Source organism: Fructobacillus fructosus KCTC 3544, assembly GCF_001438695.1.
In the GTDB taxonomy this organism is placed as follows: domain Bacteria; phylum Bacillota; class Bacilli; order Lactobacillales; family Lactobacillaceae; genus Fructobacillus; species Fructobacillus fructosus.
The window spans coordinates 38,347-50,007 of the sequence record NZ_JQBH01000010.1 but is presented as its reverse complement, the minus strand read 5'-3'; the positions used below and the strand labels follow the sequence as shown (position 1 = coordinate 50,007).

11 protein-coding genes are annotated in these 11,661 nt (G+C 46.1%); 10 read left to right on the top strand and 1 reads right to left on the bottom strand.

What is annotated here, in order from left to right; translation table 11 throughout:
• Positions 1-212: 212 nt before the first annotated feature.
• The 4 genes from IV71_RS05685 to IV71_RS05670 are packed head-to-tail and all read left to right on the top strand — an operon-like array spanning position 213 to position 3,138.
• On the top strand, positions 213-950 hold the full coding sequence (locus tag IV71_RS05685; RefSeq protein WP_033444860.1) for an amino acid ABC transporter ATP-binding protein: 738 nt from the start codon (positions 213-215) through the stop codon (positions 948-950).
• A gap of 13 nt (positions 951-963) precedes the next feature.
• Complete coding sequence (locus IV71_RS05680) at positions 964-1,833, top strand: transporter substrate-binding domain-containing protein (RefSeq protein ID WP_010690991.1); 870 nt, start codon at positions 964-966, stop codon at positions 1,831-1,833.
• Complete coding sequence (locus IV71_RS05675; RefSeq protein WP_010690992.1) at positions 1,830-2,471, top strand: amino acid ABC transporter permease; 642 nt, start codon at positions 1,830-1,832, stop codon at positions 2,469-2,471. Before IV71_RS05680 ends, IV71_RS05675 begins: the two co-directional genes overlap by 4 nt.
• Positions 2,472-2,484: 13 nt before the next feature.
• Positions 2,485-3,138: an amino acid ABC transporter permease gene (locus IV71_RS05670; protein WP_010690994.1), complete on the top strand. Its 654-nt coding sequence runs from the start codon at positions 2,485-2,487 to the stop codon at positions 3,136-3,138.
• Positions 3,139-3,195: 57 nt separating this feature from the next.
• Here IV71_RS05670 and pnuC read toward each other — a convergent pair whose 3' ends face one another.
• Positions 3,196-3,924 (bottom strand): nicotinamide riboside transporter PnuC, encoded by a 729-nt coding sequence (gene pnuC, locus IV71_RS05665; RefSeq protein WP_010690996.1) that lies wholly within the window; start codon positions 3,922-3,924, stop codon positions 3,196-3,198.
• Between the two features lie 300 nt (positions 3,925-4,224).
• Between pnuC and IV71_RS05660 the strand changes: the two genes are divergently transcribed.
• From IV71_RS05660 to IV71_RS05635, 6 genes are all read left to right on the top strand, one after another.
• Positions 4,225-5,493: a NupC/NupG family nucleoside CNT transporter gene (locus IV71_RS05660; RefSeq protein WP_010690998.1), complete on the top strand. Its 1,269-nt coding sequence runs from the start codon at positions 4,225-4,227 to the stop codon at positions 5,491-5,493.
• Between the two features lie 151 nt (positions 5,494-5,644).
• Complete coding sequence (locus IV71_RS05655) at positions 5,645-6,061, top strand: hypothetical protein (RefSeq protein WP_010690999.1); 417 nt, start codon at positions 5,645-5,647, stop codon at positions 6,059-6,061.
• A 21-nt stretch (positions 6,062-6,082) separates the two neighbouring features.
• Positions 6,083-6,604, top strand: a complete 522-nt coding sequence (locus IV71_RS05650; RefSeq protein WP_056995035.1) for a hypothetical protein — start codon at positions 6,083-6,085, stop codon at positions 6,602-6,604.
• Positions 6,605-6,712: 108 nt separating this feature from the next.
• The gene (locus tag IV71_RS05645; protein WP_010691003.1) at positions 6,713-7,426 is read left to right on the top strand and encodes a hypothetical protein; all 714 of its coding nucleotides are present in this window, start codon (positions 6,713-6,715) and stop codon (positions 7,424-7,426) included.
• Positions 7,427-7,720: 294 nt separating this feature from the next.
• Entirely contained in the window at positions 7,721-10,399 is a 2,679-nt protein-coding gene (locus IV71_RS05640) for a valine--tRNA ligase (protein ID WP_010691004.1), read from the top strand.
• Positions 10,400-10,541: 142 nt separating this feature from the next.
• Positions 10,542-11,510, top strand: a complete 969-nt coding sequence (locus IV71_RS05635) for a beta-ketoacyl-ACP synthase III (RefSeq protein WP_029489811.1) — start codon at positions 10,542-10,544, stop codon at positions 11,508-11,510.
• The last annotated feature ends 151 nt before the right edge of the window (positions 11,511-11,661 follow it).

Here is an 11,661-nt window from a genome sequence, read left to right as displayed (position 1 = left end):
GGTAGAACACCGCACTGTTAATGCGAAGGTCGCTGGTTCGAGCCCAGCCGGGACAGTCTGCGTCGCTCCATACGAGGAGGGGCTTTTTTTATTTTCTTCAAAATATTCGGCCTCGTTATAAAAGTTAACAAAAAAGGACCATTTATTCCTACAAGGGTTATAATGGCTATAATACATTGATTCTAAAAAAAGACATGGGGGAAAGAAAACAGATGTCCATGATTGAGTTCAAAGACGTAGAAAAGTACTATGGCGACTTTCACGCACTAAAAGACATTAACCTGAAAATTGATGCGGGCGAAACCGTTGTGTTGATTGGTCCATCTGGTTCTGGTAAATCAACGTTAATTCGAACGGTGAACGGGTTGGAAGAAATCCAAGAGGGTCAGCTCATTGTTGATGGTTTTGACCTTCATGATCCCAAGACGGATATGAATAAGATTCGTAAGAACGTTGGAATGGTCTTTCAGCATTTTAACCTCTATAACAATAAAACCGTGATTGAAAACATTATGTTGGCCCCCCGTTTGGTCTTGAAACGGGATGAAGCGGAAAACAAGCGCATTGCAATGGAGCTGTTGGAGCGTGTCGGTTTGGCTGACAAGGCGAATAACATGCCATCGGCATTGTCTGGTGGACAAAAGCAGCGCGTGGCCATTGCCCGTTCTTTGGCGATGAAGCCTAAGTGCCTGCTCTTTGATGAGCCAACTTCTGCCTTGGATCCCGAAATGATTGGGGATGTTTTGAAGGTTATGAGGGAAATTGCTGAAGATAGTGATATGACGATGTTGGTCGTGACCCACGAAATGGGCTTTGCAAAGGCCGTGGCCGATCGTGTAATCTTCATGGCGGATGGTCAGATTTTGGAAGATTCCTCAACGGAGCAGTTCTTTAAGGACCCAAGTAACGAACGAGCAAAGAAGTTCTTGAGTCAAGTGGCAAACCACTAAGGGAGGAGGCAAGATGGAAAAGAATAAAAAACGTCTTTTTGGGATTACTGCCTCCATTCTGTTAGTGCTGATTTTGATTGTTGCTGGTTTTTGGGCTGCAAACCGTGCTCATGAAAACCGCATGCATCAAGATACACTGGCCCGTGTTGAAAAGACCAAGACCATTAATTGGGGGGTTAAGACAGACACGAAACTCTTTGGTCTGGTAAATACCAAAACTGGGCAGTCGGAGGGCTTCGACGTTGATTTGGCAAAGGCGCTTACAAAGCAAATTGGTAAGCAATTGAACATGAAGCTGACCGCGACTTTTACACCCGTTAACGCCTCTTCAAAGGTTCAATTATTGAAGAACACGAACATTGATGGGGTGGCCGCGGTCATGACCATCACGAAGGAACGTGCCAAAATCGTTGATTTCACTGATCCGTATTTCCCAGCCGGAAATTCGCTTTTGGTTAAAAAGGATTCGGGTATCCAGTCGATTAAGGATTTGAATGATCCATCCAAGACCATCTTGATTGCCCTGGGAACAACGGCCGCGGATACTGTCAAAAAGGAAGCGCCAAAGGCTAAGGTTTTGGCCTTGCAAGATTATGCTTCGGCTATGCAGGCTCTGAAGGCCGGCCAAGGTCAGGCAATTGTGACAGATAACGCCATTTTGTATGGTTTGGTAACCGAAAACCCAGACTATCACGTGGTTGGTGGCATCATGGGCTACGCTCCTTATGGTATTGCCTTTGACCACAACCAGCCTGGTATGGTGAAAGAAAGTAATGAAGCGTTGGCCGCCCTCAAGAAAAATGGAACGTACAACGCCTTAATTAGAAAGTGGTTTGGTCAGGTACAGGGATTAGACGTTAGTCAATTGGAGGTGACACAATGACAATCTTTAATCATTATAGTTCCCTCTTTTACTCTGGATTTGGTTACACCCTTCTCGCTTCGCTCATCGCTTTGGTTGCTTCTCTCGTATTAGGGACGCTCTTTGCCTTGCTTCAGTTGTCGAAAAAACGCCTCTGGTCAGGTTTAGGGAACGCCTATGTGCAGTTCTTTCGAAACGTACCGTTGCTGATTATTACGCTCTTTTTCTACTTAGCAGTTGCCAAAGTCATTAAGATGACCGGCTTTGTTGCGGGAACTGTTGCCTTATCACTTTATACGTCGGCTTTTATCGCTGAGTCGGTTCGTGCCGGGATTTTGTCGATTGATAAGGGACAGATGGAAGGTGCCTTAGCCAATGGTTTATCCTATGGTCAAGCCATGCGGGTAATTGTCTTACCACAGGCATTCAAGGTTGCCATTCCATCTTTAGGAAATCAATTCATTAATTTGGTCAAGAATTCTTCCATTTTGGCCTTTGTTGGTGGCTTAGACTTGATGTATCAGGGAAACTTAGTGGCAGCTAGTTCGTTTGATACGTTCACGTCTTATATCATCGTTGGTATTTTCTACCTCGTCTTAACGTTGCCACTTAGTTATGGTATGCAGTACTTGGAAGAACGTCTGCAGGGAAATCGATAGGAGGGGATGACCAATGAATGACTTTTTAAATGCGTTAACACCCGATAACTTGGGTTATCTCATGCAGGGCCTATGGATTACCGTTGCGGTTTCTGTTCTTTCAATTGTGGTTTCCTTCATTCTTGGTTCCGTTATTGGAATTGTCATGTTTGAAAAGATTCCTTACTTTTCATCGTTAGTTGGTACTCTAAACAACATCGTGCGAAACTTACCACTGTTGTTGATTATCTTCTTCACTTACTTTGCTTTGCCTCAGATTGGGATTCGCCTACCGGTTTTCTGGTCGACGGTTGTCGCCATGTCCTTTTTCGAAGCGGCCATGCTGTCTGAAATTATTCGTGGTGGCTTGGACTCGATTGACAAGGGACAGTTCGAAGGTGCTCGTTCGACTGGTATGTCCAACCGACAGACCATGATGTACATCATCTTGCCCCAGGCATACAAGAAGATGATTCCGCCATTGATTTCGCAGTTGATTTCTTTGGTAAAGGATACCTCTTTGGCCTCTGGGATTGTGCTTGCTGATTTGACCTTTCGTGGTCAGGTTGTCTATGCACAAAACAGTCACTATATTGTACCCATTCTGGTCTTTATGACTTTCTGCTACTTTATCGCGAACTACCTCTTATCTTTGTTGGCCAAGCGTCTTGATCGCCGTTTAGCATAATCGAATCAATGAAAAAGTCCCGCTCTCACTAGTCGAGAACGGGACTTTTATAATGAATTAGTTTTTTCGATTATACCAGTACCAAGCACCGTAGAGGGCGTTTGCCAGCATGACGATTTGAAGCACCAGCATGGAAATCGCATAGGAGCCGTCGAGGACGAAAATGTTTTGGGCCCAGACGAGCACCTGAACGATGTCAACGGTAATCCAGGCGAACCACTGGGAGCGGTAACCATAGGTCATGAGTAACTGACCGATGATGTTCAGCGGGAGCACCGCGGAATCCAAGTAAACTTGCAGTCCGTTCAAGTGCTTTGAAATGGCTAAAACCACTAAGTAGGTCAGGATGGTCAAAGTTAAGACCGACCAAGCCAAGGTTTTGGACATCTTCTTGAAGACCAGCTCACCCTTTTCGCTGTTTCGTGCCCGAGCCCAGAAGTAAATCCCGGAAAACTGCATCAAAAAGGCGAATCCCTGGGCAAAAACGTCCCCGAAAGTTCGAGAGTGTAGAGCAACCATCAACCAGGCGGCCGTACAAATTAGGCCCCAAAAGAAGTTGGATTGCTTGCCCTGGTCAACTAAGGCCAGGTTAATCACCGCGGCCAAACCGGTCCAAAGGGTCAACCAGGCGAGACCGGATCGGTCGGACGAGAGCAGAAAGGTCAAAAGCTGGGCGAAGACCATTACGGAAAGCATTGCCTTTGTTGCCTTATTCAGTGAGATGAGGTCCGACCAAATCGCCTTGGGCGAAAAAGTCAGGGCCAGTGTGCTTGATTTTTGATTCATGATGAATCCTCCTATTGTTTTTTAGGTGCCGTCATCGGAAGCAACGCACCGTGTGTTTAGCGCTCACCGGAATTGGTAAACGTGTTGATTATAGCATTTTTGTGGGGATTTTCTTTTTAAAAGAGAAGCATCTGAATGGGTATAATGGAGGAAATTCTAATAAAACGAACGATTAGATAAATTTAATCAAAATGTTCGTTAAAACAAGGAAAGAAAGAGAGAGAAACTTAATTTGTTTACTTTTCACCGTGTATAATTGAGTTGTTATGCGAAACTGTCGGAATTACAGGGGGAAACGACATGTTCTATTTGTTGGTAAATGCGGTGGGACTACTGGTCTTTATCGGACTGGCTGTGCTGTTTTCAAAGAACCGTTCGAAGATTAACTGGCGCTCGATTGCCATCATGGTGGTGGTTAACTTAGTATTAGCTTGGTTCTTCACATCGTTCTCAATCGGTCGTGACATGATTGATGCGGCCGCTGGTGGCTTTAACGAACTAATTTCAGTGGCCAGTGTTGGAATTGACTTTGCTTTGAAGCCAACCGGCGCTAAGTTGCAGGGCACTTTCTTTACGTCCGTTTTGTTGCCAATTCTGTTGGTTGTGCCACTTTTCGATATTTTAACTTACTTTGGGATTTTGCCATTCGTCATTAAGTGGCTTGGAAAGGGGCTTTCAAAGCTCTTTGGCCAACCAAAGTTTGAATCATTCTTCTCAATTGAAATGATGTTTCTAGGAAACACGGAAGCCTTGGCCGTTTCTGCCTTGCAATTGAAGAAGATGAAGGCGGACCGGATGTTGACTTTGGCCATGATGTCCATGTCTTGTGTGACGGCCTCGGTTCTGGGTTCTTATACGTTGATGATGCCTGCTCGTTACATCTTGACGGCTGTTCCCATTAACGTTATTAACGCACTAATTGTGACGGCTATCTTGAATCCTGTTGAAGTGTCACCAGAAGAAGATACGATTGCAAAGATGGGACCTGCTCCGGCAGCAGCCGAGGATATCGACTCCGGATCAGAAGTCTTGGCTGAGTCCGAGGTGAAGGAAGCCGTTGTTGCCAAACGTGAGCCGTTCTTCTCATTCTTAGGTGATTCCATTCTTGGTGCCGGGAAGTTGATTTTGATCATTGCGGCCAACGTGATTGCCTTCGTTGCTTTGGCAGCGATGGTGGATAAGCTGTTGGGTCTTATCAACCCCTGGCTATCCCTCGAACATATCTTGGGAATCGTGATGTATCCATTTGCTTGGTTGCTCGGTGTGGGAGCACACTCCTTCGACTTGGCCCAGTTCATGGGAACAAAGTTGATTACGAACGAATTCGTTGTGATGGGGTCTGTGACTAACAAGATTAGCCACTTCCCAGAACACTATGCGGCAGTTTTGACGGTGTTCTTAACGTCATTTGCCAACTTCTCAACAATCGGAATGATTGTTGGTTGCTTCAAGGGAATGGTTTCAGACGATAAGAGCAAGGTCATTGCCAAGAACGTTGGCTACCTCCTCTTGTCTGGTATCCTGGTTTCGCTTTGTTCAGCGGCCATGGTGGGACTATTTGTTTGGTAAGCAGTTGATTAAAAAACGACCTGCGGGTCGTTTTTCTCTTTTGTAAAGTCAGTCGATCCCCTCGACTGACTTTTTTAATGATATTGGCTCTTTTGTTTCATTCCTGCTAGAATGAAAGTTGACAATAAACTTGATTGAAAGGAAATCGCTTATGGCAGAAGAGAAAAAGACGCCAAAAACAAAAAAGGATGTGGAACAAAACACATCTGAAGCGCAGCCGGTTGATTCAAAGAAAGAAAACACGGGTAACAACCGCATGGAAGAAGCGGCGGAAGCTGCACAAAAAGGTGCCCAAGCGGCGACGGATTCTGCTAAGCAGGCCTTTGTCAAAGTCAAAGAACGCTCCGAGTGGTCTAACCCCTTTGTTGTGGTGATTACGGCCATTGTTTTGCTCGTAGCCGTTCGTGTTCTTTTTGGTACTATCTTCGATAAGTTTTTCGGGTTCGTGGGTGAGTTGTTACTCGCAGCCGTTAAGCAAGGTGCTTGGCCCATTGTCTTTGCTGGTTTCATTATTTACTACCGCAAGGAAATTCGTGAACTTCTAAACCGTTTGGGTCGTAAGGACTAAACGCGAGAAAGGAATTTACATATGCTATCACGTTCAAAGCGTCGGAAAACCGACAAGCGCGGGATGACCTTTTATAAAAAATGGTGGTTTTGGCTCATCGTTGTGTTAATTGGTGGTGCCTTTGCCTTCTACATGGTTGGCGCGGCCTCATCGTCTTCTGACAATGATGATTCATCAACGCCGGATATTTCATACTCTTCAAAGAAGCATTCATCCTCAAAGAGCTCATCAACGTCAGATGATGACGATGATGCGAACACAGCATCGGCCAATGCAGCCGCAGCCGCAAGAGCTAGCTCCGAAGCGGCGGCCGATCGTGAAGCGATTGCAAGACAAAACGCACAATCAGCCGCAGCGGCAGCCTCATCACAAGCTGCAGCCGCCTCTGCAAAGGCAGCGGCAGCGGCTGATTCTTCAGCAAAGGCAGCCGCAGATTCCGCTTCCTCAAAGGCAGCGGCCGACTCTGCTTCAAGTGCAGCAGCCCAATCTTCATCTGCTGCAGCAGCCGCAGCTCAAAATCAGAACCAGAATCAAAACCATTAAGATGGTCAAGATTAGGTGGAAAGCAGACGATTTGATCGTCTGCTTTTTTATTCTAATTTAAAAGAAGCGTATAATGGGGGACATTAAGGAAAGAAATCAGGTTGAAAGATGAAACGAACAAAGTGGATTTGGCTAGTGGTTGTTCTGCTCGTGGCTGGGCTATCCGGGACGTTCGTCTGGCAAAAACACCAGTTGAATAAGAATGACCAAAAGCAGGAGACGGTAAGTAGTGTTCGCTCGTCAACAAGTAATGGTATACTCGCCCTAACTTCGGGGCAGTCTGGCACTATTAAGGGGTTAAAAATCAACGTTTTGTCCCTTAAAAAAACGGATTACAAGGCTTTCCATAGTCGAAGTGTTGTGAAAATCAAGTTGCAACTAAAGAACACGACTAAATCGAACCTGTACGTCGTTGCATCAGCGCCCAATGGGGCCTTTGATACGGGCTTTAAGAATACAGATAGTCGTAACATGACGGGCCTTGCCACCGATGACATCACGGCCACGGCCTGGACTTCCAGCGTGAAGTATTTTGAAAATGGTGCTGGTCAATTAAAAGATGATCAATTGATTAGTAACAAATTGCAAAAGAAGGGAGATGTCATCCTCGGCCAGTCCGGTAAGTACCGCTACCTTTGTTGGAAGCTAGCCCCAGGGCAGACGGTGTCCGGAAATGCTTATGGGCTTTATACAGAGAACAATGACCATCCGAAGGAATTACCGGTTTTGAAAGTCAATACTGAACAAATTGGCGTTTTGAAAGAGCAAATTGACCAATACCAGTCAACCTATGAAGAACAAGCTGGGAATAGTCAGTCTTGAGGATTAAGAAAGGCTTGACTAACCCCAAAAGACTTTGTACACTAAAGAGAACTTAGAGGAGTACGCAAGCGCTACTGATATAGAGAACCGTTGGTTGCTGGAAAACGGGCGAGTTAATGCGGAAGGTTGCTAAGGGTAAATAATTAATTTGAATGAAGTGGTGTTTTTCTGGCTTTTGCTAGGAAAACGCAATTTAGGTGGTACCACGTGCAAGCGTCCTAATCTTTTGATTAGGACGCTTTTTTAATATCATCTTAAAAAAAGCCATTTTGTAAAGTAAAGTGAGGACAGTCGATGCGTGATGTAAACATGTCAACCAAGTATGATCCAACCGCGGTCGAAGCGGGTCGCTACCAAGATTGGTTGGACAACAAGCTGTTCGCTCCCGAAGCGAACAAGGCGATTCAGGGAAACGAACCAGAACCTTATTCTGTCGTGATTCCGCCACCAAACGTGACGGGAAAGTTGCACTTGGGTCATGCCTGGGACACGACTTTGCAAGATATGTTGATTCGTCAAAAGCGGATGCAAGGCTTTGATACGCTCTGGTTGCCAGGAATGGACCATGCCGGTATCGCCACACAGGCCAAAGTGGAACAACGCTTGCGTGCCGAAGGCATCTCCCGTTACGATCTTGGTCGTGAAAAGTTCATCGAACAGGTCTGGGATTGGAAGAACGAATACGCTTCAACAATCAAAAAGCAGTGGGGAAAGATGGGCTTGGCCCTGGATTATTCCCGCGAACGTTTTACCTTGGATAAGGGGTTGAATGAAGCGGTTAACAAAGTCTTCATCGACCTTTACAACAAGGGTCTAATCTACCGTGGTGAATACATCATTAACTGGGATCCACAGGCTCGAACAGCTTTGTCTGATATCGAAGTCATTTATCAAGATGACGAAGGGGCCTTTTACCACGTTAAGTACCCATTCACGGATGGGACGACTTTGGATGGCAAGGACTACATCGAGATTGCCACAACTCGTCCTGAAACAATCTTTGGTGACGTTGCCGTTGCCGTCAACCCAACGGATGAACGTTACAAAGACATCATTGGAAAGACGGTTAAGGTTCCGCTCGTCGGTCGCGAAATTCCAATCATCGCCGACGAATACGTTGAAAAGGACTTTGGAACGGGAATGGTGAAGATTACGCCAGCCCACGATCCAAACGATTTCCAAGTTGGTAACCGTCATAACTTGGAACGCATCAACACGATGACCGAAGACGCTCACATGAATGCCAATGCCGGTAAGTACGAGGGCTTGGATCGCTTCGAAGCTCGTAAGGCCATGGTGGCCGACATGGAAGCCGCCGGTGACATGTTGAAGATTGAGCCATACACGCACTCCGTTGGTCATTCAGAACGTACTGGTGTTGCTATCGAATCACGCTTGTCAACGCAGTGGTTCGTTAAGATGGAGCCATTGGCTAAGCAAATCCTAGCGATGCAAGAAAACGCTGACGAAAAAGTCAACTTCGTCCCAGGTCGTTTTGAAGATACCTTCACCCGTTGGATGGAAAACATCCGTGACTGGGTTATCTCACGTCAGCTCTGGTGGGGACACCAAATTCCTGCCTGGTACAAGAACAAGGGGACGGATCAAGAAGAAATCTACGTTGGTGAAAAGGCGCCGGGGGATGATTGGGAACGTGATCCAGACGTTTTGGATACTTGGTTCTCCTCTGCTCTTTGGCCATTTTCAACGATGGGTTGGCCAAACAACTTGGACGAAGACTTTGCTCGCTACTACCCAACAAATACCTTGGTTACGGGTTATGACATCATCTTCTTCTGGGTTGCTCGAATGATGTTCCAAGGAAAAGAATTCACTGGTGAGCGACCATTCAAGAACGTGTTGATTCACGGTTTGATTCGTGATGGGGAAGGCCGCAAGATGTCCAAATCACTCGGAAACGGTGTTGATCCAATGGACGTCATCGAAAAGTACGGTGCCGATGCCTTGCGTTGGTTCTTGGCGACGGGATCAACGCCTGGTCAAGACGTCCGCTTTACTTACGAAAAGATGGACGCCGCCTGGAACTTCATCAACAAGATCTGGAACGCTTCCCGCTACGTTATTATGAACTTGGAAGACGATACAGTGGCGCGCATTCCCGATGAAGACAAGTTGTCTCTTGCGGACAAGTGGATTCTGGATCGTTTGAACAAAACGGTCAAGGAAGTTACAGAAAACTTCGATAAGTTCGAATTTGGTGAAGCGGGTCGTGATCTGTACAACTTCATCTGGTCTGACTTTGCCGACTGGTACATCGAAATGACGAAGGAATCGTTGAACGGGGATGGTGACAAGACGGCCGTTCAAGAAACCTTGGCCTATGTCTTGGACCAAACCCTGCGTCTCCTCCAACCAATCATGCCATTCATGGCTGAAGCCATCTGGCAGGAAATGCCAGAACAGGCTGGTAAGGATGCCCACTTAGGCATCCAAGCTTACCCAGTTTATAAGAAAGAATTGGAAAACGACGAAGCCGCTGCTTCCTTCAAGTCTTTGCAAGATTTGATTGTGGCGGTCCGGACGATTCGTGCCGAAGCGAAGGCGCCGATGTCCAAGGAAATCGACGTGTTGATTAAGGTAAAAGATGACCATTTGGTTACGATTTTCAACGACAACGCCGATTACATCCAGCGCTTTGTAAAGCCAAAGTCATTGACGATTGCAGAAGACGTTGATGTTCCTGATTTGGCCATGTCACAGGTGATTACGGGTGCTGAAGTCTACGTACCGCTTGCCGGATTGATTGACATCGATGCCGAAATCGAGCGTTTGGAAGGCGAATTGGCCAAGTTTGATAAGGAAGTCAAGCGTGGTCAAGGAAAACTTGCCAATGAAAAGTTCGTTTCTTCTGCTCCGGAAGCCGTTGTAGCCAAGGAGAAGGAAAAGTTGGCGGACTGGCAAGAAAAGGCCGCTGCCACGAAGAAGCGTCTCGACGACTTGAAGAAGGCCTAAAGAACACCTATAATAAGCATAGTTAGCTCCCTCATCGAAATGATGGTGGGGTTTTTATGTTAATTTAGTATAGACTCGCTACACTTACAGTGAGCCCTTTTTGAAGTAAAAAAGGAAGCTCCAACTTAGTATAGGAATGATTATGATTGGAAGTAAGATTTTGGCCACCGGCCACTATGTGCCAAAAGATATTGTGACCAATGATGATTTAGCCAAAGTCGTGGACACGAGTGATGAATGGATTGTTTCCCATACGGGGATTCGCTCACGCCGTGTTTCGCTTCGGGGTGAAAATACATCAGACCTGGCAACTAAGGCGGCAGAGATTGCGTTAGAACGGGCAGGTATTTCAGCCAAGGAATTAGGCTTCATTATTGTGACGACTTTTACACCAGATGGATTAGCTCCTTCGACAGCAGCGTTGGTTCAACGCAATTTGGGCGCTGATAAAGCCTGGGGCTTTGATTTATCAACGGCCTGTGCGGGCTTTGTCTTTGGCTTGTCAACCGCAGATAAATTCATTAAAAGCGGGGCGTACCAATACGGCTTGGTTATTGCCGCTGAGGTAAACTCCAAGATGATGGACTTTTCGGACCGAACATCGACCGTTTTCTTCGGTGATGGAGCCGGTGCGGCTGTTTTGGCGCCTAGCGAGGTCGGCGTTTTAACTGCTGAGGAAATGCACACCATTGGGGATGCCGAAGTGGTACACTCTGGACGCATTGCGCCTTTGACGAAATTATCAGCTGAGAACTACCCGACCATTGATGCTTTTGCTCAGGAGGGTCGGACGGTTTATAACGAAGTCACGACAAAGATTCCGAACCACATTCAAGACTTTTTGAAGGGGAAGAACCTAACCGTTGATGACGTTGATTACTTTGTCTTGCACCAAGCCAACTTACGGATGATCGAAAAAGTGGCTGCTAGTCTCGGTCAGAGTATGGATAAATTCATTACGAACCTAGAAGAATATGGCAATGCTTCTTCAGCAGGGATTGCCATGGCCTTTGACCAGTTGAACAGCCAAGTTGACCTGACTGGAAAGAAGGTGGTGTTAACTGGATTTGGCGCTGGTTTCACATACGGATCACTCTTATTGGAATTTTGATTTGCAAAAAGAGTTGATTTATTGTAATATGAACGTAACCTATGGGATGTTATGCAGTAATGCTGTTATCTTACAATAGGCATATCGATTGAGTACAGCCACTGAGTTGTACCCACTATCAATAAAAAATAAGTAGAACATAATTGGAGAG

Bases quoted from the DNA above. Each gene is read 5' to 3' on its own strand.
- IV71_RS05685 (WP_033444860.1), top strand. From the start codon at position 213: ATGTCCATGATTGAGTTCAAAGACGTAGAAAAGTACTATGGCGACTTT.
- IV71_RS05680 (WP_010690991.1), top strand. From the start codon at position 964: ATGGAAAAGAATAAAAAACGTCTTTTTGGGATTACTGCCTCCATTCTG.
- IV71_RS05675 (WP_010690992.1), top strand. From the start codon at position 1,830: ATGACAATCTTTAATCATTATAGTTCCCTCTTTTACTCTGGATTTGGT.
- IV71_RS05670 (WP_010690994.1), top strand. From the start codon at position 2,485: ATGAATGACTTTTTAAATGCGTTAACACCCGATAACTTGGGTTATCTC.
- pnuC (WP_010690996.1), bottom strand. From the start codon at position 3,924: ATGAATCAAAAATCAAGCACACTGGCCCTGACTTTTTCGCCCAAGGCG.
- IV71_RS05660 (WP_010690998.1), top strand. From the start codon at position 4,225: ATGTTCTATTTGTTGGTAAATGCGGTGGGACTACTGGTCTTTATCGGA.
- IV71_RS05655 (WP_010690999.1), top strand. From the start codon at position 5,645: ATGGCAGAAGAGAAAAAGACGCCAAAAACAAAAAAGGATGTGGAACAA.
- IV71_RS05650 (WP_056995035.1), top strand. From the start codon at position 6,083: ATGCTATCACGTTCAAAGCGTCGGAAAACCGACAAGCGCGGGATGACC.
- IV71_RS05645 (WP_010691003.1), top strand. From the start codon at position 6,713: ATGAAACGAACAAAGTGGATTTGGCTAGTGGTTGTTCTGCTCGTGGCT.
- IV71_RS05640 (WP_010691004.1), top strand. From the start codon at position 7,721: ATGCGTGATGTAAACATGTCAACCAAGTATGATCCAACCGCGGTCGAA.
- IV71_RS05635 (WP_029489811.1), top strand. From the start codon at position 10,542: ATGATTGGAAGTAAGATTTTGGCCACCGGCCACTATGTGCCAAAAGAT.